Consider the following 21,054-nt stretch of genomic DNA (forward strand, 5'->3'; position numbering starts at 1 on the left):
CATTTCTCGCGCGCAGCGGCCGCCTGGCGGGAGCGTTGAGCCTGGATACCCACGGGGACCTGTCACGCAGTGCGCGACACCGCTCGCACGAGGCATACGGAATCAGAGACGAACTGCGCGTATCCCTGGTAACAGACGGGATCTACTGGGGGCAGCGTCGTTCATGCGCAACGCGGACCAGCCGTGGTACACCGCCGACCACGTCCGTGCAATCACGGCGCTCGCGCCCGCGCTCGCAACCGGTCTACGACGCTCGATGCTGCGCGTGGTCGAGGCCGAGGCGACCGCGGAACCGTACAGCCCCGGCGTGGTGGTGTTCGACTCCGGTGGCAACCCGCAATCAGTCTCACCCGCAGCCGAACGCTGGATCGAGGAAATCGTCGAGATCCCTCCGCCGTCGACACCGACCGAATCGAAGGTCGTTCAGGCCATCGCGGCCCGGGCGCGGGCGATCGCACCGGGCACGGATCCGCTGGAACTTTCCGCCCGCTCACGGGTACGCACGCGATCCGGCTCGTGGCTGCTGCTGTACGGGACGAGGCTGTCCGGCGCCCAAGAAGGAAGCACCGCCGTCATCATCCAACCCGCGACGCCACGTGAGATCGCCCCGGTCATAGCCCTGGCCTACGGACTGTCCCAACGCGAATGCCATATCACCGCGCTGTGCATACAAGGCCAGTCGACCAAAGAGATGGCAGGCGCAATGTCGCTGTCCGTCTACACAATTCAAGACCACATGAAGTCGATATTCGACAAGACCGGCGTGCGCAGCCGCGGCGAACTGGTCGGACAGATCTTTCTCGAGCACTACGCGCCACGGTGGGAGTATGCGGAGGCCCCGCCATCCGGATGGTGGGCGAAGGGCATCGATTGACCTCGCCGAACCGGATTCCCGGCGAGCCCGGAGACCCTGGTGGTGTGAGAACTAAAGGCGCGTTGGCCGGCTACTCGATGAGCCCTTCGCTCTTCAGCCAGTCGTAGGCGACATCGGCCGGATCCTCGCCGTCGATGTCGATGCGGCCGTTGAGTTCCTGCATCAGGTCATCGTTGAGCCGATCGGCGATGGGTGCCATCAATTCGCGTATCTGTGGATAGCGACGAATGATGTCGCCACGGACCACGACCGAGCCGCTATAGGGGAGGAAGAACTCCTTGTCGTCTTCGAGCACGACAAGATCGAGGTTCTTGATCCGTCCATCGGTCGTGTACACCATGCCGAAGTTGCACGGCGAACTGCTCGCTGTCGAGGTGTAGACCACGCCGGCATCCATTCGCGTCACGTTTTGTTGGGGAACCCCGTCCGGCGTGTTGTACGGAATGCCGTAAGTCTCCAGCATCGGCAGGAAACCATCGGAGCGGCTGAAGAATTCGTCGTCGACGCAGAAGGTCCGATCGGGCACCGGCAGCGCAGCCACATCGGACAGCGTCTTCACGTTCAGGCGTTCGGCCGTCGGCCTCGAGGCGCCGAATGCGTAGGTGTTGTTGAAGTTGGCGGGCGGCAGCCACTCGAGATCGTTTTCCTCCAACTCGATGTCGTGCACCCGCTGCCACAATTCCTGCGGGTCGCTGATCACTTCGGTCTGGTTGTGGTAGTTCACCCACCCGGTGCCGGTGTATTCCCAGAGCACGTCGGCCTCGCCGTTGAGCTGGGCCTGGCGAGACGAAGCGGATCCCGGTGCCCCCGTCATATCCCTGACGTCAGCGCCCGCCGCGGCCAGGTATGTCGCAGTGATCTTCCCGAGCAGCACGCCCTCGGTGAAACTCTTGGATGTGACCACCAGGCTCGCGCCCTCCAGTGGCTCAGCGCCCCCCGGCAGGCTCGCGTCGTGGAACATTCCGGACGAACTCACCAGGCCGCAGGCGGAAACCATCGACACTGTCGCGATGAGGGCCGAAAGCAGCGCGACCACCCGCGCCCGTGGCGCCCTCATGAGATGCCGCGTGGGGTTGCGGCCAGTTCGACGAGCCGGCCGAGCCAGTCGATCACCATCGCCAGCAGGCCGACGAGAATCGCACCGGAAACGAGCAGCTTGGGCAGAAAGAGCGTGACACCGGTTGTGATCAGCGTTCCGAGACTCGTCGCCCCGATAAACGTGCTCAGCGTCGCGGTGCCCACCAGAATGACCAGTGCGGTCCGCACGCCGTTGAGGATCACCGGTACCGCGAGCGGCAACTCCACCAGGAACAGCGTCCGGCGCGCGGAATAGCCGATGCCTCGCGACGCTTCGATCGTGCGCTGATCCACCTGCCGAAGCCCGACGATGGTGTTCTGCAGGATCGGCAGGACGGCGTAAACGACGAGACCGACTACGGCCGTACGAAATCCGGTGCCCAGCCAGAAGGTGAACAGGACGAGCAGCCCCACAGCGGGCGCGGCCTGGCCGACATTGGCGATATTGACGGCGATCGGCTCGTACCGCTGCAAGGCGGGGCGGGTCAACGCGATACCCAACGGAATAGCGATGACGATCACGATGACGGCGGCGACAGCGGCCAATTTGATGTGATCGAGGATGGTGGTCTGCAGGTTTGCCCAGCCCAGGGAGGCTTCCTCGGTAGGAGTCAACGTCGTGTTCACATACCAGATGGCGTAGCCGATTCCGATCACGAGGAAGATGATCGGTTCGAACCACACGTCGATCGGAATGCGTCGCAGTCGATTCATGACTGTCGGGCCGCCCCGGGCTCGTCGCCGGCGGGGACCACATGCGGTTCTTCGGCGGCGGCTACGACCGGGGTAGGCGTCGTATCCGTCCCTTCGATATAAGCCTCATAAGTGATATCGGGATTCTCGGACCGTACCTCCTCGAGTTTGGTACGGATCGTCTCTGTCACCGACTCGATGCTGAGCGAGCCAACCACCGCGCCGCGACCATCGGTCACGAGTGCGGCGCCTTGACTGGCGGCGAGCATCGCATCGAGCGCGTCGTTGAGCGTGGACGATTGCGCGACGACCGGCAACCTCCGATCGAGGTAGTCGGACACTTCTGGTTTCGTCGCCAACTCGGTGAGCGAAGGCCATGACCGCGGACGCCCGTCGTCGTCGACCACGACCACCCAGGTGTGTCCCGCTGCCGCCGCCCGTGCGATCACACCCTCGGCAGAATCGCCGACGCGCGCGATGATCACCTCGTCGGAGTCGATATCACGCACCCGGGTGACGGTTAGGTACGCGAGTTTTGCCCCGGCACCGATGAATTCCTCCACGAACGGTGTGGCCGGATCGGTCAGGATTTCCTCTGGGCGTCCGTACTGCTCGACGTGTCCACCCTCGGAGAGGATCAGCACTTTGTCGCCGAGCTTGGTGGCTTCCTCGAAGTCGTGCGTGACGATCACGATGGTCTTGCCCAGTTCGTGTTGGATCGCAATCAGGCTGTCCTGCAGGCGAATCCGTGTGATCGGATCGACGGCACTGAACGGCTCGTCCATGAGCAGGACAGGAGGATCCGCGGCGAGGGCACGGGCCACGCCGACGCGCTGCTGTTGTCCGCCGGACATATCCTTGGGCAGCCGCTCGGCGAAGGTGTGGGCGTCGAGACCGACCAGATCGAGTAGGTACTCGGTGCGTTCGGCGATCCGGTTCTTGTCCCACCCGAGCACGCGCGGGATCGCGCCGATGTTCTTGGCGACCGTCCAGTGCGGAAATAGACCACCGGACTGAATGACATATCCGATCGACTGCCGCAGCTTGTCCGGGTTCTCCCTGGTGACGTCACGGCCGCCGATGAAGATTCTGCCTTCGCTGGGCTCGATCAGCCGATTGATCATCTTGAGTGTGGTCGTCTTTCCGCAACCGGACGGACCGACGAACGCGACAATATCGCCGGCGTCGATCTCGAGGTCGAGGCGCTCGACGGCGGGCTTGACGGTGCCCTTGTAACGCTTCACGACCGAATCCAGGACGATCGAGGCACCGGTCACGTTGCGATCGGAAACCGTGCCGGCGGGCGGAATGATCACGTCATCGGTCATTTCAGTCCCTTTGCGATCGTGAAGCGTCCGACCAGGACGAGGAGTGCGTCGAACACCAGCGCGATGATGACGATGAGGATGGTGCCGGTCATCGCCATCTCGAGGGCGTTCGCGCCACCGAGCCGGGCAAGGCCGTTGAAAATCAGCGATCCGAGGCCCGGGCCGAGGACATAGGCGACGATGGCAGCCACTCCGACGATCATCTGGGTTGACAGCCTGATGCCGGTGAGGATCACTGGCCACGCTATGGGAAATTCAACGGTCACCAGAATTCGCCACCGCGAGAGACCGATGCCTCGTGCCGATTCGATGACCGAGGCCGGCACCGACCGCAGCCCGACGATCGCGTTGCCGATCACCGGCATCGTTGCGAAGAACGCCAGCATGATGAAGGACGGGATCACGCCGAGACCGAACGGGACCAGCAGTATCGCCAACAGCGCGAGCGAGGGAATCGTCAAGGCGACGCGACTCGAGGTGAGGGTGAGCGCAGCCGCGAGCGGGAGTCGGTAGACCGCGACCGCGATGAGTATTCCGATGAGAGAGCCGACCAGGACTGTCTGAAATGCCAACGACGCGTGTTGATAGGTGAGGAATGCCAGGGACTCTCCTCGCCCCTGGACGTAATTCCACAGGTCCACCGGGTTCCCATCGTCAGCCAAAACTGATCGAGCGCCGAATCCGTCAACCCGACAGTAATTGGATCGTTGGGTCAACGCCCGACGGCGCGCGGCGGAATCGAGACGATTATGCCGCCTGGGACAGCGAATCCACGGCCGAATAGGACTCGGCGTTTCCTGCGATCACGGTGCTGGGAGCACCGTCGACGCCGACCGGGATCGCGCCGGCGAGCGTGATGCGGGTCAACCTACGGTGCTCGCTGCCGTCGTAATCGTCGACGGCGTAGTGCTGGGTGGCGAGGTTGTCCCAGATCGCGACATCGCCGAGCTCCCAGTTCCACCGGGCGGTGTTCTCCGGACGGGTCACGCGGCCCTGGAACAGCCGGAACAGCGTCTGCGACTCCTTGGTCGACAGCCCGGTGATCTGCTTGACGAAGGAGCCGAGCAGCAGGGCACGTTCGCCGGTGTCCGGGTGCACGTGTACCACCGGATGCTCGGTCTCGAAGAAGGCCGACTCGAACTCCCGCCGGTAGGCCTCGCTGCCGTCGTCGAGCTGGTCCTCGGTGTCGGCCGCGTAGTCGTACTGGTTGGTGTGCCGCGCGCGCAGGCTCTCGGCGAGGCGCTTGAGCGGGTCCGGGAGCGAGTCGTATGCGGCGACGGTGGAGGCCCACATGGTCGAGCCGCCGTAGCTCGGCAGCGACTCCGCGCGCAGGATCGACGCCCTCGGAACCCGGTCGACGAAGGTGACGTCGGTGTGCCAGACGTTCGAGCGGCCGTGGCGGGAATCGATGGCCAGGCTCTTCACCCCGGCCGAGGTCAGCGTCGGGTGGGGCGTGGTCGGGGTACCGAGCAACTGCGCGAACTCGTACTGGCCGTCCTCGGTCAGGTGGTACTGGCCACGGAAGAAGATCACCTTGTGCTCGGCCAGCGCGGCGCGGATGGTGGCGATAGTCGCGGTGTCCAGCGCACCGCCCAAGCGGACTCCGTCGATCCGCGCGCCGATATGGGCGCCGAGCTTGACGACTGGCACGGAATTCTCGGGCTGGCTGGGGGTGGCGACAGACATCCGGTGGGCCTTTCCTTCGAACATAACGATCGAGCCGGACATAACCAGCTCCCGGAGCGGGCCGCCAGGATTGCCGTCGTGCTGATCGAAACGTGGACCCGCGAACAGAGGCGAACGCCGGGTAGTCGACGATCGGCAGCGGTACCCCTACGAATCTGGAGCCTTGATGGCCTTTCTGTTCCTTGCCGGCGCGATTCTCGTTGAAGTCGTTGCCACCAGCATGCTCAAGAGCACCGACGGCTTCCGGCGACTCTGGCCCACGCTCGGCTGCATTGCAGGCTATACATTCGCGATCTGGCTCCTGGCCCTGTCGATCACGCACGGCATGCAGGTCAGCATCGGCTACGCGGTGTGGTCGGCGGTGGGTACCACATTGATCGTGCTGATCGGGGTGTTCTTCCTTGACGAGCCGATCACGCTCGCGAAGCTCGTCGGCGTGGTGCTGGTGATCGCCGGGGTCGTGACGTTGAATCTGGCAGCGCCGCATTGAGTGAATTCCTTGCACGTCCCGCCCGAACTATTGTTTTGTGGACCCAGCAGTGACATTGCTGCACAATATATTTCACGATCCATGTTCGGTCCGGGAGACGCAAGAACGCCGAATTCCTCTCCCCCGCAACATCTTCGGTCCCAATCGAGCGGTCCCGGCACACTTGACTAGGCACTAGCCAGCGAAGTGTGCTGCCGAGGCATCTGACCAGGGAAACGATTAGTTGCTCGGCAGTGATACCCGGGGCAAGATTCCACAAGCGTCCGTCGTCACCCCCGTCGGGGCGGTCGCCGAGCACAACAACGGCGCGTCCAGCGCGGGTCTGCCCATCGTCGTGGTGACATCAGCGTAGTGTCGAGGCATCGGGACCGTTCAGGTTCCCAAATCGTAGGGACCAATTGATGTCCGACAAGTCACCGCGTCAGTCCATGTCGAAGAAGTCGGGAAAGACGCTCAAGGAAAAGCGCGCCGATAAGGCCGACAAGAAGGCGCACTCGGCCGACCACAGCGTCGAGACCGCGTTCCATGGCAAGAAGCGCTAAGGCTCGGCCGCGACTCACGCTCGGCGTCATCGCGCATTCTCGCAAGCCGAACGAACGACGGCTTCCGATCCACCCGCTGCATTTCCAGCGCATCGACGCGGACCTCCGGAAACACATCTACGCCGAGCAGGGATACGGCGAGCCGTTCGGCATGACCGACGCGCAGTTGGCGCCCTACGTCGCTGGCCTGCTGCCCCGGGAGCAACTGCTCCACGATTGCGACGTCATCTTGCTGCCGAAGCCTCAACCCGGTGATCTCGCGGAGATGGGTGAAGGTCGGATCGTGTGGGGCTGGCCGCATTGCGTCCAGGACACCGAGATCACCCAACTGGCCATAGACCGGCGGCTGACGCTGATCGCGTTCGAAGCGATGAACCATTGGGCTCATGACGGCGGATTCTTGTTGCACGTCTTTCACAAGAACAACGAACTCGCCGGGTACTGCTCGGTGCTGCACGCGCTCGAATTGATCGGCACGACCGGCGTTTACGGCCGTCGGCTTCGCGCGGCGGTTATCGGCTTCGGTGCCACCGCACGGGGAGCCGTGACAGCACTCAGCGCACACGGTATCGCCGACGTTCGCGTACTCACCAACCGAATGGTCACTGCCGTCGGCTCACCGATTCACTCGGTGCAGATCGTGCACCTGGACCACGATGCCGACGACCCTGAACTGACTTGCGTCGTCACGACCGACGGACGAGTAGCCCTCGCGCCCTTCCTGGCCGAGAACGACATCGTCGTCAACTGCGTGCTGCAGGACACCGCCGCTCCTTTGACCTTCCTCACCGAGCGGGACCTCGGCGCTTTCCAGCCGGGAAGTCTCATCGTCGACGTTTCCTGCGATGAAAAGATGGGCTTCAGTTGGGCCCGCCCCACCTCCTTCACCAACCCGAGCTTCGTGGTCGGTGACAACGTGCACTACTACGCCGTCGACCACAGCCCCTCGTACCTGTGGAACTCGGCCACCTGGGAGATCAGCGAGGCTCTGCTGCCGCACCTGCGGACGGTGTTGGCCGGCCGGGCCGCGTGGGAGGCCAATGCCACCATCGGACGGGCTATCGAGATCCGCGACGGCGAGATCCTGAACCCGGACATACTGTCCTTCCAGCGTCGCGCCGACGTGTATCCACACGCGGTCGCCGCGAGCGAGATCCCGCACTAACCCCGGCGGTTCGGTCTGTCCCATCGCGGGCCGGGCTACCTTCCAAACCGTATGCGCGGCTCCATAGACCCGATCCGACCAAGTACCAGTGTTGATAACGCAGGCCTCACGTGCGCGTAACCTACGCTACCGTAACCTACGGTAGCGTAGGTTTATGGCCATTTCGGATGTCGAGGACTACGCCCACCTGACCGCGGCGGATGTCGAGGCGCTGTGCGTCGAGTTCGACGCGATCCGGCGTGATGTCGAAGCCTCGCGTGGCGAGCGTGATGCCCGCTACATCCACAACACGATCCGACTGCAACGAACGCTCGAAATCGGTGGTCGCGCAGTGTTGTTCGCGAGTTGGTTCCCGCCGGCCTGGCTCGCCGGCACGGCGATGCTCGGCGTTTCGAAGATCATCGAGAACATGGAGCTCGGGCATAACGTCATGCACGGGCAGTGGGACTGGATGAACGACCCGGAAATCCATTCCACCACCTGGGAGTGGGACAACGCCGGGTCGTCGGCACACTGGAAGCACACCCATAACTACATTCACCACAAGTACACCAATGTGCTGGGGATGGATGACGACGTGGGCTACGGCCTATTGCGCGTCACCCGCGATCAACGCTGGCAGCCGCTGAGTGTCGGCAACCCGGTCTACAACCTGGCGCTGCAACTGTTCTTCGAGTACGGCGTGGCGTTGCAACACTTGGAACTGGGCAAGGTGGCCACCGGCGGTCTTGATCGTGTCGAGTTCGCGCGCAAATGCCGCGAAGTGCTCGACAAGGCCGGCAAGCAAATCGTCAAGGACTATGTCGCCTACCCGGCCCTGACCGGTCCGGCATTCCTGCCCACCCTCGCAGCGAACTTGACAGCGAACACGATCCGCAACATCTGGACCAACGTGGTCATCTTCTGCGGGCATTTCCCCGACGGCGCGGAGAAATTCACCACGGCCGACCTCACCGACGAAACGCGAGGGCACTGGTACCTGCGCCAGATGCTCGGCAGCGCGAATTTCGAGGCGGGGCCGGGCACCGAATTCCTCAGCGGCAACCTCTGCTACCAGATCGAGCATCACCTGTTCCCCGATCTGCCGAGCAACCGGCTCCGCGAGATCTCCGTGCGCGTTCGTGCACTGTGCGAAAAGTACGACCTTCCCTACACGACCGGATCACTGCCCGGTCAGTACCTGAAGTCGTGGCGCACCATCGCAAAGCTGGCGCTGCCCAACCGGTTCCTCAGGGCGACCACCGACGACGCACCCGAGACCGCGTCCGAACACAAGTTCACCGATCCGGGGCCGCGTATCGACCCGGATACCGGCCTGCGTCGCGGGCTGTCGACCTCGCTTCACGCTCGGGCGTGACACGACAACGAGCACGGTCGACCACCGATTGGGTTCCAGTCGCGTTGCTACCCACCGCCGTGACCAGGCGCAGCAGATACTGGTCAAACGTCCATTTCGGCGGTACCTTGCGGTCATGTCATCGGAAGACGTAGCCGTCGCAGACCTCAATGCGTCACACATCCACCGGTACATCTGCATGTCGCACGACGCCCTGCCGGGTGTCAACGCCAGTCTGGTGGCTGGCCTCATCGTGGGCGTGCACGACAGTCACGACGGTACAGCGGTAACGATCGCGGTCGGCAAAGGCCGAACCGTCACAGTCACAGCCTCCTCGGGGCGCGCGCTGGTGGGCGACGCTTTCATCGACGTGCTTCACAAATCCATCGCAGTTGACAGTCACCCTGCTACCCGATTGGTCGGCAATCTTCCCGCTGTCCAGGCTCGACGACGTACAGGCAGACACTTGCGTGCGGTCCCGCGTACAGGAATTCACGAACGCACGATGGTGGACTTCACGGCCTGAAGACTTGGACGATGGACTTCGCGCCCGCACAGGACAGGGCATGCGAGTAACCCATCAACCATCCTGCGGGAGAACCCAGCCGCAACTTTGGACGCCTGGTAGGTCTATGCCCGGACTGGATCATGATCGGCCCCACCGAGATTGAAGCCCGGAACCGTGCCAGGGATCGAGCAGTCGACCAGCCCCGCACCGATCTGAGGGGCCGCTTGCCCGAGCACCGTTGCTCGACAGCCACCTCCCCTCATCGCCGTCGCATGGCACCCGACGCGTTGTGGCGCACCATACGTTCGCGTGCACGTCTCGCTCCAAGCCGTGTGTCAGGACAGTCGGGCGAGGCTGTCGGTCATCGCAGAGCGCAGCGCGACGTCACGCGGATCGTTATGAGATTTACTCATCCGGTTGCAAACGTCGCCGTAGCCGATCCCCGCGTCGGGATCGGCGTATCCGAAGGAACCGCCCGCTCCGGGCGATCCGAACGACGCAGGCCCACCGAATGTCCAATCAGGTGCCGGCCGCATGAAGCCGAAGGAGAACCTGATATCTCCGAACAGACACCGGTCGCGAAAACCCTGTTCCGGCGGCACCGGAGGGGAGATCAAGGCTTGGAAAGTCTCCGGGCGCATTCCAAGTTCCGCGCCGCCCGTGGCCAGCACCCCATACGCGCGGGCTAGTGCGCGCGCCGTGCCCACGCCTCCGCCCGAGGGCACTTCCAGTTCACGCGCGTAGATCCTGTCTGGATCCAACCCAAGCAGTGTTCCCGGGTTGGCCATCATCGATCGGTAGAAGACCGACCGCTTGTTCAGCACCGCCAACAACACTCGCGGCGACAGCTCGGCGAGGCTCAATAACGGATTGCGGGTGACCAGCCGGGCGAGCCTGGAATCGGGAATCGAGGCCGGCAAGCGGATATAGAACTCCATCCCCAGCGGAGTCGCGATGTCGTCCCCGAAGACCTGCCCCAAGGTGCGGTGCTGCGGGTCGACTCGGCGGATAAGTTCTCCCTCGTAGAAGCCGAGACTGATGGCGTGGTAGGCCTGACGGGTTCCCGGCTCCCACTCCGGTCGTTGCCGGGCCATGATCGCGGCCAGCCTGTCCAAGTCCGCAACCACGACGGCATCCACCGGTTCGTCGAAGCCGAATAGCCCGGCCTGGTGAGCGAGCAACTGGCGCAACGTAATCCGATCTTTCCCGCCCTGGGCAAACTCGGGCCAGTACGTGCACACCCGCTCGTCGAGATCGATCAAGCCGCGGGAGTGCGCAAGCGCCACAGTCATGGCCGCCATGCCCTTCGTGGCCGAGAAGACAAGCGCCATGGTGTCCTGCTCCCAAGGTTCGCCGGTTGTCTTGTCCCGCACCCCTCCCCACAGATCCACCACCTTTTCGCCGCGGTAGTAGACGCAGCAGGCGGCACCCAACTCCTTGCGGTGGGCGAAATTCTCGGCGAACGCTTGACGCACGGTCGCAAAGTCGTGACGAGCGTATCCATGGATGTCTGCACGATTCGCCTGCCCACCGGACACGGTGATCTCCTCCCCAGGAGCAGATGTCCATCGCAGACTAGCGTGAGGTGCGAAACTGCTGCTCGCAAAGCTCTTCGACCGAATTCGTCCGCCCAGAACTGGGAGGTTGTCGATGAACAGGGCATCGAGGCGTCGTCGGATCGTTGCATTCCTGGCCGGTGTGGCCTCAGCAGCGGTCGGTGTCGCGTTTGTCTCCGACATGCGTCGCGCTCGAGCCCGACTCGCCGGACGGAGTCGGGTTGTCACCACCACACGAGGGCCCGTCGAGTTAGGCGAGTGCGGAACCGGACCTCCCGTCCTCGTAGTGCACGGGATGTCCGGTGGGTTCGACATGGGGTTGAGCATCGGTACCGACATCCTCGGGGACAAGTTCCGGATCATCGCCCCGTCACGCTTCGGCTATCTACGCAGTCCCCTTCCGTCCGGCGCAACCCACGCCACCCAGGCCGACACCCTTGCCGCACTGCTTGATTCATTGGACGTGCCCAGTGCTGTCGTCATCGGGGTATCGGCGGGGGCGCAGTCGGCGACGCAGCTTGCGCTGCGGCACCCGCAGCGGGTGAACGCGCTGATATTGATCACTCCGGCGCTGTTCATGCCGCCCGAGCCGGGAGCGAACCAGGCAGGTCCGCCGGCGTTCGTGTTGGACCGGGTGCTGGGCTCGGACTTCCTCATGTGGGCGATGGTCCGGTTCGCCCGGGGCCTGGTGCTGCGTATCGCGGGTGTCCCTGCAGCGCTGCACGACCAGATCACCCCCGAGTTTCGCCACAAGGTTGTCGACTGGTTCCTGCCGGCGAGCGCGCGCCACGTCGGCCTGGCACACGACATGCGCACCACCATCCCCGTGGCACCAGACCTTCCGATCGAGCAGCTCACGGCGCCGGCGCTGCTCGTTTCGGCAGCCGACGACCCGTACAAGACGGCCGAGATCATCCGATACTCCGGAACCCGACTGCCCACCGCGCGCGTGGTCGTTTGCGACTCCGGCGGACACGTCCTCCTCGGACAGGACGACCGGGTACGACGCGAAGTCCGACAGTTCCTCGATGTCGTGCTCTGAGACAGAAGCGGCGCGAGAGAAGTGCCGCTACGCCACGGCCGAGGCGTCCGCCCACTGTGGACCAATAGCGACACTGCGGCACAACGTATTTCACGTCAGCGTTTTGCTGCCGATGCAACAGACAAGTCCAAATTCGTCTCCGACACAGTACCTTCCGGGCCAACGCGCCGCGTCGGCGCGCTTGACCACACCTAGCGTTCGCCGCTTCGCCTCGAGCTACTGGAGCCTCTTGGTACGAATGAAGGATTGGGTGAGACTCCTGGCCACGGTCGCGCGCAACCTCGCGCCCCTTGATTCCGTTGCGCAAGAGGGCCTTTCGGCCCTGGGCCAGTCCTTTCGGCCCTAGCATCGGCCTCGGCCGGGCGCGCAGTATGGGGTGCATCACAACTGGGAGAGGAGTTCGCAATGGAGCGAATTGACCTGCTGCGCCTCATCCACAAGGCGCTGCGGCACGCCATTCTCACGGTCAGCCTCGAGTCAGGCTGCGTCGACTACGCCGATACTGAGGCGACGAAGCGACTGGACGAAGCGTGGATGCTATTGCGGGAGAACCTCGCGCACCACGCGCATCAGGAGAACGTGATCATCTTGCCGCTGCTGGACGCCCGCGCACCCGGTGAGACCTACAAGCTGACCAGGGACCACGATCGGATCGAGAAGCTCGAGGCCGACATGACCGGCCTGCTCAACCGGCTCGACGCCGAAACCGGGACGGGCCATCGTCTAGAGTCCCGTCGTGCTCTCACGTGAGTGAGGGCACGACGGCCGCCGGTGACCATCACGTCCTCGAAACCCGCGACCATCCGGGAAGGACGAAGGCGCAGCTAATCATGTTGCAGTACAACATAGAATCGACTGACATGTCCGGGCTCCTAGCGCAGTAGGCACTCCCGCGGCAGATCCGAGGTCGCAGCGTGGCAGCTGTAGAGAGAACCATCGACCCTGCACCTGAGCTGCGGACATCCGCAATCTCCGCCGCTCGGTCGGCCCGCACTCTCGTCTGTGGACCCATTGCGGACCCAGCAGTGACATTGCCCCACAATGTATTTCACGAGGCACATTTGGTGGCGACGATACGCAGAAGACCCGAATTCTTCTCCCCCGCAACGGCTTCAGAAGCAATCAAGCAAACTCAGCGCACTTGACCAGACGCTGGAAAGTCAAGTGCGTTACCAAGGCCCCTGACCAGGGGAACGCCGCAGACCACTGGATCTGTCTCAGGTCCCTTGAACCGGAACTGTCCCCCGCGCTACCGCGAAAACACCCGATGAACAGCGAAAGCTACAGGTACTGCAGGGCAAGAGAACCCGCCGAACGCGACTAGGACGCCGATGCCATAGGTCGCGCGGTTCAGCGCAAGAATTGCGCCTACGAGAGCAACAGTGCGGCCGCGTGTTCGCCGATCATCATCGTGGCGGCGTTGGTGTTGCCGCCGACGATGCTGGGCATGATCGACGCGTCGGCGACCCGGAGGCCGTCGATACCGCGCACGCGCAGCATCGGGTCGACGACGGCCCGCTCGTCCACGCCCATGCGGCATGTCCCCACCGGGTGGTAGACGGTGGTGGCCCGGTTCAGCACTTCCTTGGCCAAGTCGCCGCGGTGGGAGTATTGCCGACCTGGCGCCACTTCGGTGTCGACGGCGCTGGCGATCGACTTCGCGGCCATCACCTCGCGGATCAGCTCCATCCCTGTGACGAGTACGTCGATGTCGGCCTGATCGTCGAGGTAGTTGGGATCGATGGCGGGTGCGGCCACCGGGTCGGCCGACAGCAGCCGCAGGGTGCCGCGGCTACGCGGGTAGATCAGCGTCGACATGACGGTGAGGGCTTGCCGCGGGTCGGGGACGTGCCGGATCGGGGCGTCCTGGTTCGGGGACGGGTAGCTCCACGGCAACACGTGCAGTTGCAGGTCGGGGATGTCTGTCGCGTACTGCGTCCGTACGAAGGCGACAACCTCGAATACGCTGCGCGCGAGCCAGGTGCTGTTGTTGCGCAGGCTCTCCTTGGCAAACGCACGCGCGAAATACCCCGGAGACGATCGGTGCAGCGCCGTCGGCATCGCGAACGTCAATGGAACGAACAGATGGTCGTGCAGGTTGTCTCCCACAGGCAGATCGGCGACGACGTCGATGCCGAACGCACGCAGATGATCGGCTGGGCCGATACCCGACACCATCAGCAGCTGCGGCGAGCCGAAGGTACCCGCGCATAGGATCACTTCCCGATTCGCACGCAGGACCTCGCGGCCGTTCTTCGTCACGATCTCAACTCCGGTGGCCCGCCCGTTGTCGATGACGATCCGCGTGGCCTGAGTCTTCGCCAGGACGGTGAGGTTCGCTGGCCGATCGTCCAGATATCCGACCGACGTGCTCGACCGCAACCCGTTGCTGTTGGTCTGCTGGAAGATCGAGACGCCTTCCTGCTCCGCGCCGTTGTAGTCCGGATTCTTCGGCACCGCAGCGGTGTCGGCGAGAGCGTCGATGAACGACTCGGATGCGGGCGTCAGGTCACGGGAGCGGATGACCTTGATCGGCCCAGAGCCGCCGCGCCATTCGCTGCCGCCGTCCTCGAACGACTCGAACTTCTTGAAGCTGGGCAGGACCTCGTCGTATGACCAACCCGTATTGCCCTCGGCAGCCCAGTCGTTGTAGTTCTTGCGGTTGCCGCGGACGAAGACCATTCCATTGATCGAACTGGAACCACCGATCACCTTGCCGTGCGTCTGCGGAATCCTGCGGCCGAGCGCATGCTTCTGCTCGACGGTGTAGTGCCCCCAGTCGACAGTCTTCTTCAACCGCGGGACGCTGTGCAGCGGGCCGATCATCCCCGGCTTGCGCACGAGTCGGCCCTTGTCGGTTCCCCCTGCCTCGATCAGCGTGACCGTGACGCCGGAGTCGGCAAGGCGGCGAGCGACGATGGCCCCGGCACTGCCGGAACCGATGACGAGGTAGTCGGCCGATTTAGCCATAATCGTCCTCTTGTACGCCACAGGTTCGAGTGACGTTGCCCGAACCTGGAACGTGTTGCAGCTTACCCATCGCGCGGGCTCGACGGCATCCGAACGGTGAACTGAAGCTGCGGCCGGTCGGTCGATGATGCCGGTGCCAGAGTGTGCCAACCTGTGGAGCAGAACGCGGCGAGAGATCTTTAGGGACTCGACGCCTTTCAGAAGCACCGCTTCAACGGCATCAGCATCGAGCGAAACCCCGCGAAGGGGAAGTACATCGATCCGTACGAAACACTCGCCCACGCAGCGCCCAACTACCGCATCCTGCTTCGTACGCCGTCTCGCGCAGGGATTGTCGGCTCAGCGGGATTGCTCAAGCCTCTGAGGTCCTAGACCACGCTCGCGCGTAGAACACGCGCTGTACCCGTGAAGGGACTGTTCACCACATCAATCCGCGGATCAGCGCTGTTTGCGGGATGTCCTCCACCGAAATCAGGCCGGCCGGGGCATTGCAGATCCAGTCGATCGCATTGACCACCCTGGCGGCAGTGGAGATGCACCCCGCATCGGTGGAATCCAGCACCGGATGCGAGACATGTGTGTTGAGTTCGACGCGTGGCTCACCTTCGATCACAACTCGGTGCACACCGATCTGGCTATCGGGCGGATAGTCCCAGTCGGGTGCCGCGTCGGACGTGAGCCGGTTGATGTGTTCCATCGTGATCACCGGAACGCCGTCGTGAACCCCCTCGACTGCGAACCGTGCCGCAGCCATCTGCCCTGGTTCGACTGTCGTCATTTTGCATTCGATCCGCTTGTCGGTGTACCAAGGTTCGGTGCGCTGTCGGATCTCGTCGAGTTCGACGCCAAGCTGTTGAGCGAGATTTCGAACGGGGGCACCCCACATCGAGGCAATGACGCCCGGCAGAAACAACATCGGCGTTTCGTCATCGGCTGTCATGCCGAAACCCATTGACTTGCCGGTGAATTCGTAGTCGTCGTAGTTGCCGTAATCGAAGATCTCCTGAACGATGATCGACCGCGCCCGGGTCACGAGGCTGAGCGCACTGTGCACTTCGGTGTCACCGGAGTACCCGGGGTCGATGCCGTTGACGTACAACGAGGCTCCACCCGCGGCACAGGCCTCTTCCAGCGGCACCCGCAACCAGTCGTCGGCCTGGCGAGGGGCTACCAGCCACACCATCGAGGTGGCAGCGACATTGATTCCCGCAGCCAGAAATTTCGACATCTGCTCGAGCGCTTCCATCGGGCGCGTCTCGCCCTGTGCGGTGTAGACCACACAATCGGGCGCGAGCGCGATCAGCGCGTCGATGTCGTCGGTCGCGCTGACGCCCGTGCGTTCGCTGAGTCCACACAGATCGGCCGCGTCCCGGCCGATCTTCTCCGGGTTGGCGGCATGCACACCCACGAGCTTCAGATCGGGCCTGCCAATGATCGCCCGCAACGAATGCTTTCCGACGTTGCCTGTGGAAAACAGTACAACTCTGCGCATTTCGGTCCGTTCGGCCTAGTAGTCGGGGATGGGAAGCGGCGAATTGTTCGACTCGATTCCGCCGTCCACATGGAAGATCGAGTTGGTGGCGTAGCAACCGGGTGTGGCGAGATAGACGCAGAGTCGGCCGAGGTCTTCCACATCGCCGAGGCGGTGCAGCGGCGTGGCCTCCTTCATCTTCTCCAGCGATCCAGGCAGCATGTCGAGGCTGGTTTGCAGCCCGTCGGTCGCGAACGAACCGAGGGCGATTGCGTTGACGCGGATTTTCGGCGCTAGTTCCTGCGCCATTGCCCGCGTCAGCGCCTCGAGGCCACCCTTGGCGGTGCAATACGCCGTGAGTGCACGAATGCCGAATCGCGCTGAGCCGGAAGAGATGTTGACGATCGCCCCATGGCCGGCCTCGATCATGTGCGGAGCCACGAGCTGGCTCATGATGAAAGCCGATGTGACGCACCAGTCGAAGGTGTGCCTGAAGTCTTCGTCGGTGATGTCGAGAAACCGAGCGTAAGTGGACCCGCCGACGTTGTTCACCAGAATGTCTATGTGGCCGAAGTTTTCGATCGTCGTGTCGACCACGCGCTCGCCATCGGGTCGACTCATCGCATCTGCGGTCAACGCAAGTCCCTTGCCGCCCACCTTCTCGATGTCGGCGATTGTGGCGACGATGTCCGCCTCTGTGCGGGCGGTGCCAACGACGGTTGCGCCGGCTTCGGCAAGCACTCGTGCGATGCCCTGACCGACGCCCTTGCCGGCGCCCGTGACGATGGCTACCTGTCCGTTCAGATCGAATTGTTCCAGTGCCATATGCACCCCTCGTCGAGCCCGAGTTGGACATCGCTATATCTACTGCGGTGATTGACTGAAGTCAATAACAAAGCAACGTGTTGTGGCTGGGGATCGCCTTCACACGCCCGCCCAAGTCGATGCCTCGGCGAGACGATCAATGGGCGGGCCGCCCTCCGGTTTCCGACTTCAGCGTTTGAAGGCACAGCGCAACAATGTCGTTGAGGTCAACGCGCTCGTATTGCAGCGCACGACGTATCAGCCCAGGCGATGGCTTCAGTCGCGCACCCATCGAATGCGCTAATGTCGAGGTGCGCACGTCTAGCGACTCCCCCGATGAGTCGGGTCAGAACGGGAAGGAATCGCCCAATGGCTGTAACCGAGGGATTGTCCGCACGTGAGGCCAAGCGGCTCCAGACCCGGGAGCGCCTGATGGGTGCAGCGATCGCGGAATTCAAGCGGTCCGGCATGGTCGGGGCTGACGTAAGCACCATCGTCGCCGCTGCCGGCGTCGCCCACGGCACCTTCTTCTTCCACTTTCCGACAAAGGAGCACGTGCTTCTCGAGCTCGAACGCCGCGAAGAAGAGCGAATCGCCAAACAGTACGGCCAGTTCCTGAAATCCGGCCGGACAGTGGCCCAGGTATTGGACGAGGCTGTCCGGCTGGTGATGGGACTCGAGCGCCGACTCGGTGACAACTTGTTCAAAGACTTTCTGGCGCTGCATTTCTCGCCGACACGCCCTCCCGCGGAGGACGGCACCGACCATCCCTTGATTGTTCTCGTCGCCCAGCAAATCGAGCAAGCACGGGATCGCAAAGAAGTCGACTCCGACGTCAATCCCATGAACAGCGCCGTGTTCTTCCTGCTGGGCATGTACGCGCTACTGATCACCACGCACGATTGGCCGACACGGGACGCCTTGATCCAGGACTATGTCGCAAGATCGTTGCGAGGGATGCAACCACCGGCCATCGCATGATCGGCCGCAGAAGCCCCGCTCGCGCCATTGATTGACTCAGGTCAGTTTTGTTAGCCTGACCGATACTCATCGGCGGTGATCGAGAGGGGCGCAGTGAACATCCCAAAGGCGAAGTACCGCACGCCGGGCGCCAACCGTCCGATGTCCGCCCCAGGTAGTCCGCGGACGGGCCTCTCGCTCGAAGCGCACATGGAGCAATCCCAGCTCGCGCAACGGCAGGCCGACAAGTGGCTGATCTCCGGTAGTCTTCTGATCGGCACCGCCGCCCTGGGCATCTTCGGTCTTCCGCTGTTTCTCCGCGGAGTGTGGCTCCTGCGGCGCGCGCAGCGAGCGGGGTTGTCGGTTCGCCCCATGATCGTCACTCTCATCGGTTACCTGGTCATCATCGACGCCGCGATCAACACGGTTGGCTGGGCGCTCGACCTCGTCGCGAACCACACGCTGCTCGCGCGAGTGCTGCTCAACGGGTGGGGCGCAATGTTCGACGCGGGCTACTTCTGGCACTACAACGAACTGTGGCTCGGCGGGGCGGCCGGCCCGGGTGAGAAGGCTATGGAGGTCGGCTTCATCCTGACCGTCTTCACCATGCGCATCGCAGCGGCAATCGGGTTCCTGCAGATGAAGCGGTGGGGCCACCAGTGGATGATCGTCACCTGCTGGATGGGCGTGGTGATCTGGACCGCGTACGTGTTCAACATGACGATGTACGCCGACGTGCGCTACGCCGGCGTCGTCTTCCCGGTTATCGGCTGGTGGCTGTACGACATCTTCTACATCACGCCATTCCTGGCGATCCCATATCTGCACACGGTCAACCGCGAAATCTTCACTGACTGAGCGCCGCACGGTCCGTCGGCAACCGACGGTTCCCGTTGAACATCTCTGCTGCCAATGGTCTTTCGATTCCTACCTGATGACCGACAGCGTCTTTGCGCACGCCGGAACGCTCCGTATCGGATCAGCGAGCGAAAGCCCGCACGAAACTGACGATGATCATTTATCCGCTCGGCGCTCACGGCATTCTCTCCTCCAAAACTGTTGCCAACAAGCAATAGCCGAGCTAGTAAGGCATGGAAACGAGCTTCAAGTTCTCCATAATATTGACTTCAGTCAGTAACTGGATTACAAAGAAGCCCTGATGACGCCACGAGTTGGGAACAGCATGCGCGAAGCGCGCCGATTGAACGCGCCAGCGGATTCTCGGCGCCAAGAACGAGGCTCCCACCGTCATGGTGGCCACGCCGGACACAACCGCTCCTCGTGGGCTGGAGTCCCGACAACTTCACGGAATCCATGCAGCTCGACGACAGGCAGGAATGGCAATGGACTGGGTCTGGGAAATCCTTCGTTACGTCGCAGCTTGGGGCGGCACCGGCCTGATCATCTGGTTCTGGTACTGGATGTTCAAGAACATCGGCACGTTCTGATCGGCGCTCCCCGTTCGTTCTGCCGAAAGATTTGTTGATGACCGAGCTCTCCGATGCCCACGCGCTGGCCTTCGAGCGTAGTTGCTCCGTGACAGCCGTCGCTCTCAGCGGCCAGCGCCGCCAGGGGGCGCGCCTGGTGTCCGGCGACATGCGCGAGTTCAGCCTGAACTCGGCCGTGGATCTCGTGCACGTTCCATACCCGGTGCCCGTGCCCGGCTGGACTCGCCGAACCGTGACATGTGGTGTCGCGCTGCAGTGTTCGCCGTCAAAGGAAAGACTCGTCGAGTATCGGCTCAACGAACTCTCCACCGGAGAGCTCTGCGCGCTCACCCTCGTCGAAGCGGGCGTGGCGATGGGATGGATCGCGGAGAGGTGGCCCGGGCTCCTGCCGGAACTGCGACGCGTTCTGCCCGACATCGAGATCGCTTCCGGTGACATGGGTGCCGAGCAGATGATCGAGCGTGCCATTGCGCTGGCACGCCGGAGTCAATCACGCGGCGTCCCCGCGCTGCTTGGCCGGTTGCCAATGGCATACACGGCACCGCAAGGGATTTCGGACAAGTTGCGCCGCACCTTCGGCCGGATGCCGTGGACCACCACACAGAAGCGGCTACCGCGGCCGTACTCCGTGCCCGTCGGCGGGGACGGCGGCGTGCGCAACCCGAACCTGCCCCCACCCAGCCGGCCCCAGGACAACGACCTCGACGTCACCCCGCAGCACCGCCCGGGCATTCCGTACCCGGAATGGAATGCCTGGACCGGGAGCTTCCTGCCCGATCACGTCGCTGTGCTCGAGCGCAGCCACCCGAGGCAAACCCACCGACCCGAAATAGCCCCGGCTGATCTTCGGAAGTGGTTCGAGGAGCACACGCACCGAGCCATGAAGAACCGGCTCGAAGACGGATCGGACCTCGATATCGAGCAGTACGTCAACCACTATGTCGACTTGGCAACCGGCGAAGCCATCGAGCCGCGCATCTTCCGCGAGCTGTTGCCCAGCAGCCGCGACGTCACAACGGCCGTACTACTCGACGGCAGCTCCTCCCTTGGCGTGCACGGCGGCCGAATCTTCAAACTCGAATTGGCCTGTGCCGACGCACTTTC

Annotated in this window: 20 protein-coding genes and 1 pseudogene; 12 read left to right on the forward strand and 9 right to left on the reverse strand. The window is 63.3% G+C overall.

Annotated features, from left to right (window positions below):
- Positions 1-874 (forward strand): annotated as a pseudogene (locus tag A8G08_RS04610) (helix-turn-helix transcriptional regulator); the annotation flags it as partial.
- A gap of 70 nt (positions 875-944) precedes the next feature.
- Here A8G08_RS04610 and A8G08_RS04615 read toward each other — a convergent pair.
- From A8G08_RS04615 to A8G08_RS04635, 5 genes are all read right to left on the reverse strand, one after another.
- Positions 945-1,931 (reverse strand): glycine betaine ABC transporter substrate-binding protein, encoded by a 987-nt coding sequence (locus tag A8G08_RS04615; RefSeq protein WP_068270738.1) that lies wholly within the window; start codon positions 1,929-1,931, stop codon positions 945-947.
- Positions 1,928-2,665 (reverse strand): ABC transporter permease, encoded by a 738-nt coding sequence (locus A8G08_RS04620; RefSeq protein WP_068270745.1) that lies wholly within the window; start codon positions 2,663-2,665, stop codon positions 1,928-1,930. Before A8G08_RS04620 ends, A8G08_RS04615 begins: the two co-directional genes overlap by 4 nt.
- Positions 2,662-3,972 carry an ABC transporter ATP-binding protein gene (locus A8G08_RS04625; RefSeq protein ID WP_068270748.1) on the reverse strand — a complete coding sequence of 437 codons (1,311 nt, stop codon included), beginning with the start codon at positions 3,970-3,972 and terminating at the stop codon, positions 2,662-2,664. The genes A8G08_RS04620 and A8G08_RS04625 overlap by 4 nt, the downstream gene beginning before the upstream one ends.
- Positions 3,969-4,613 carry an ABC transporter permease gene (locus A8G08_RS04630; protein WP_068270752.1) on the reverse strand — a complete coding sequence of 215 codons (645 nt, stop codon included), beginning with the start codon at positions 4,611-4,613 and terminating at the stop codon, positions 3,969-3,971. Before A8G08_RS04630 ends, A8G08_RS04625 begins: the two co-directional genes overlap by 4 nt.
- A gap of 106 nt (positions 4,614-4,719) precedes the next feature.
- On the reverse strand, positions 4,720-5,658 hold the full coding sequence (locus A8G08_RS04635) for a TauD/TfdA dioxygenase family protein (RefSeq protein ID WP_068270789.1): 939 nt from the start codon (positions 5,656-5,658) through the stop codon (positions 4,720-4,722).
- Positions 5,659-5,824: 166 nt separating this feature from the next.
- Here A8G08_RS04635 and A8G08_RS04640 point away from each other — a divergent pair, with 166 nt between their 5' ends.
- The 6 genes from A8G08_RS04640 to A8G08_RS04655 all read left to right on the forward strand — a co-directional run bounded on the left by A8G08_RS04640 (position 5,825) and on the right by A8G08_RS04655 (position 9,717).
- Positions 5,825-6,148, forward strand: coding sequence for a DMT family transporter (locus A8G08_RS04640; protein ID WP_068270755.1), 324 nt, complete (start codon positions 5,825-5,827; stop codon positions 6,146-6,148).
- 223 nt (positions 6,149-6,371) lie between these two features.
- Complete coding sequence (locus A8G08_RS28225) at positions 6,372-6,500, forward strand: hypothetical protein (protein ID WP_281182120.1); 129 nt, start codon at positions 6,372-6,374, stop codon at positions 6,498-6,500.
- 49 nt (positions 6,501-6,549) lie between these two features.
- A complete protein-coding gene (locus tag A8G08_RS27385) occupies positions 6,550-6,690 on the forward strand; it encodes a hypothetical protein (RefSeq protein WP_169823262.1) in 141 nt (46 codons plus the stop codon).
- Complete coding sequence (locus tag A8G08_RS04645; RefSeq protein ID WP_068270758.1) at positions 6,674-7,855, forward strand: N(5)-(carboxyethyl)ornithine synthase; 1,182 nt, start codon at positions 6,674-6,676, stop codon at positions 7,853-7,855. Before A8G08_RS27385 ends, A8G08_RS04645 begins: the two co-directional genes overlap by 17 nt.
- A 154-nt stretch (positions 7,856-8,009) precedes the next feature.
- The gene (locus A8G08_RS04650; RefSeq protein WP_068270760.1) at positions 8,010-9,212 is read left to right on the forward strand and encodes a fatty acid desaturase family protein; all 1,203 of its coding nucleotides are present in this window, start codon (positions 8,010-8,012) and stop codon (positions 9,210-9,212) included.
- A gap of 115 nt (positions 9,213-9,327) precedes the next feature.
- The gene (locus A8G08_RS04655) at positions 9,328-9,717 is read left to right on the forward strand and encodes a hypothetical protein (protein ID WP_068270765.1); all 390 of its coding nucleotides are present in this window, start codon (positions 9,328-9,330) and stop codon (positions 9,715-9,717) included.
- 317 nt (positions 9,718-10,034) lie between these two features.
- Here A8G08_RS04655 and A8G08_RS04660 read toward each other — a convergent pair whose 3' ends face one another.
- A complete protein-coding gene (locus A8G08_RS04660; RefSeq protein ID WP_245672629.1) occupies positions 10,035-11,174 on the reverse strand; it encodes a serine hydrolase domain-containing protein in 1,140 nt (379 codons plus the stop codon).
- Between the two features lie 262 nt (positions 11,175-11,436).
- Between A8G08_RS04660 and A8G08_RS04665 the strand changes: the two genes are divergently transcribed.
- Complete coding sequence (locus tag A8G08_RS04665) at positions 11,437-12,297, forward strand: alpha/beta fold hydrolase (RefSeq protein ID WP_281182121.1); 861 nt, start codon at positions 11,437-11,439, stop codon at positions 12,295-12,297.
- Positions 12,298-12,702: 405 nt separating this feature from the next.
- Positions 12,703-13,047: a hemerythrin domain-containing protein gene (locus A8G08_RS04670; RefSeq protein WP_068270771.1), complete on the forward strand. Its 345-nt coding sequence runs from the start codon at positions 12,703-12,705 to the stop codon at positions 13,045-13,047.
- A gap of 618 nt (positions 13,048-13,665) precedes the next feature.
- Here A8G08_RS04670 and A8G08_RS04675 read toward each other — a convergent pair.
- From A8G08_RS04675 to A8G08_RS04685, 3 genes are all read right to left on the reverse strand, one after another.
- Positions 13,666-15,267 (reverse strand): GMC family oxidoreductase, encoded by a 1,602-nt coding sequence (locus A8G08_RS04675; RefSeq protein WP_068270773.1) that lies wholly within the window; start codon positions 15,265-15,267, stop codon positions 13,666-13,668.
- A gap of 418 nt (positions 15,268-15,685) precedes the next feature.
- Positions 15,686-16,759 (reverse strand): NAD(P)H-dependent amine dehydrogenase family protein, encoded by a 1,074-nt coding sequence (locus A8G08_RS04680; RefSeq protein ID WP_068270776.1) that lies wholly within the window; start codon positions 16,757-16,759, stop codon positions 15,686-15,688.
- Positions 16,760-16,774: 15 nt separating this feature from the next.
- Positions 16,775-17,563: an SDR family NAD(P)-dependent oxidoreductase gene (locus tag A8G08_RS04685; protein ID WP_068270780.1), complete on the reverse strand. Its 789-nt coding sequence runs from the start codon at positions 17,561-17,563 to the stop codon at positions 16,775-16,777.
- 348 nt (positions 17,564-17,911) lie between these two features.
- Here A8G08_RS04685 and A8G08_RS04690 point away from each other — a divergent pair, with 348 nt between their 5' ends.
- The 3 genes from A8G08_RS04690 to A8G08_RS04700 all read left to right on the forward strand — a co-directional run.
- On the forward strand, positions 17,912-18,523 hold the full coding sequence (locus A8G08_RS04690) for a TetR/AcrR family transcriptional regulator (protein ID WP_068270783.1): 612 nt from the start codon (positions 17,912-17,914) through the stop codon (positions 18,521-18,523).
- Positions 18,524-18,664: 141 nt separating this feature from the next.
- Positions 18,665-19,360, forward strand: a complete 696-nt coding sequence (locus A8G08_RS04695; RefSeq protein WP_068270792.1) for a hypothetical protein — start codon at positions 18,665-18,667, stop codon at positions 19,358-19,360.
- A 627-nt stretch (positions 19,361-19,987) separates the two neighbouring features.
- The coding region (locus A8G08_RS04700) for a MorD protein (RefSeq protein WP_068270786.1) at positions 19,988-21,054 on the forward strand (1,067 nt) is incomplete at its 3' end.

This window comes from Aldersonia kunmingensis (assembly GCF_001646865.1).
Taxonomy (GTDB): Bacteria; Actinomycetota; Actinomycetes; order Mycobacteriales; family Mycobacteriaceae; genus Aldersonia; species Aldersonia kunmingensis.

What these genes read in the sequence shown, in the direction of transcription:
- A8G08_RS04615 (WP_068270738.1), bottom strand. Translation starts at nt 1,931, where the DNA reads ATGAGGGCGCCACGGGCGCGGGTGGTCGCGCTGCTTTCGGCCCTCATC.
- A8G08_RS04620 (WP_068270745.1), bottom strand. Translation starts at nt 2,665, where the DNA reads ATGAATCGACTGCGACGCATTCCGATCGACGTGTGGTTCGAACCGATC.
- A8G08_RS04625 (WP_068270748.1), bottom strand. Translation starts at nt 3,972, where the DNA reads ATGACCGATGACGTGATCATTCCGCCCGCCGGCACGGTTTCCGATCGC.
- A8G08_RS04635 (WP_068270789.1), bottom strand. Translation starts at nt 5,658, where the DNA reads ATGTCTGTCGCCACCCCCAGCCAGCCCGAGAATTCCGTGCCAGTCGTC.
- A8G08_RS04640 (WP_068270755.1), top strand. Translation starts at nt 5,825, where the DNA reads ATGGCCTTTCTGTTCCTTGCCGGCGCGATTCTCGTTGAAGTCGTTGCC.
- A8G08_RS27385 (WP_169823262.1), top strand. Translation starts at nt 6,550, where the DNA reads ATGTCCGACAAGTCACCGCGTCAGTCCATGTCGAAGAAGTCGGGAAAG.
- A8G08_RS04645 (WP_068270758.1), top strand. Translation starts at nt 6,674, where the DNA reads ATGGCAAGAAGCGCTAAGGCTCGGCCGCGACTCACGCTCGGCGTCATC.
- A8G08_RS04650 (WP_068270760.1), top strand. Translation starts at nt 8,010, where the DNA reads ATGGCCATTTCGGATGTCGAGGACTACGCCCACCTGACCGCGGCGGAT.
- A8G08_RS04655 (WP_068270765.1), top strand. Translation starts at nt 9,328, where the DNA reads ATGTCATCGGAAGACGTAGCCGTCGCAGACCTCAATGCGTCACACATC.
- A8G08_RS04665 (WP_281182121.1), top strand. Translation starts at nt 11,437, where the DNA reads ATGCGTCGCGCTCGAGCCCGACTCGCCGGACGGAGTCGGGTTGTCACC.
- A8G08_RS04670 (WP_068270771.1), top strand. Translation starts at nt 12,703, where the DNA reads ATGGAGCGAATTGACCTGCTGCGCCTCATCCACAAGGCGCTGCGGCAC.
- A8G08_RS04675 (WP_068270773.1), bottom strand. Translation starts at nt 15,267, where the DNA reads ATGGCTAAATCGGCCGACTACCTCGTCATCGGTTCCGGCAGTGCCGGG.
- A8G08_RS04680 (WP_068270776.1), bottom strand. Translation starts at nt 16,759, where the DNA reads ATGCGCAGAGTTGTACTGTTTTCCACAGGCAACGTCGGAAAGCATTCG.
- A8G08_RS04685 (WP_068270780.1), bottom strand. Translation starts at nt 17,563, where the DNA reads ATGGCACTGGAACAATTCGATCTGAACGGACAGGTAGCCATCGTCACG.
- A8G08_RS04690 (WP_068270783.1), top strand. Translation starts at nt 17,912, where the DNA reads ATGGCTGTAACCGAGGGATTGTCCGCACGTGAGGCCAAGCGGCTCCAG.
- A8G08_RS04695 (WP_068270792.1), top strand. Translation starts at nt 18,665, where the DNA reads ATGTCCGCCCCAGGTAGTCCGCGGACGGGCCTCTCGCTCGAAGCGCAC.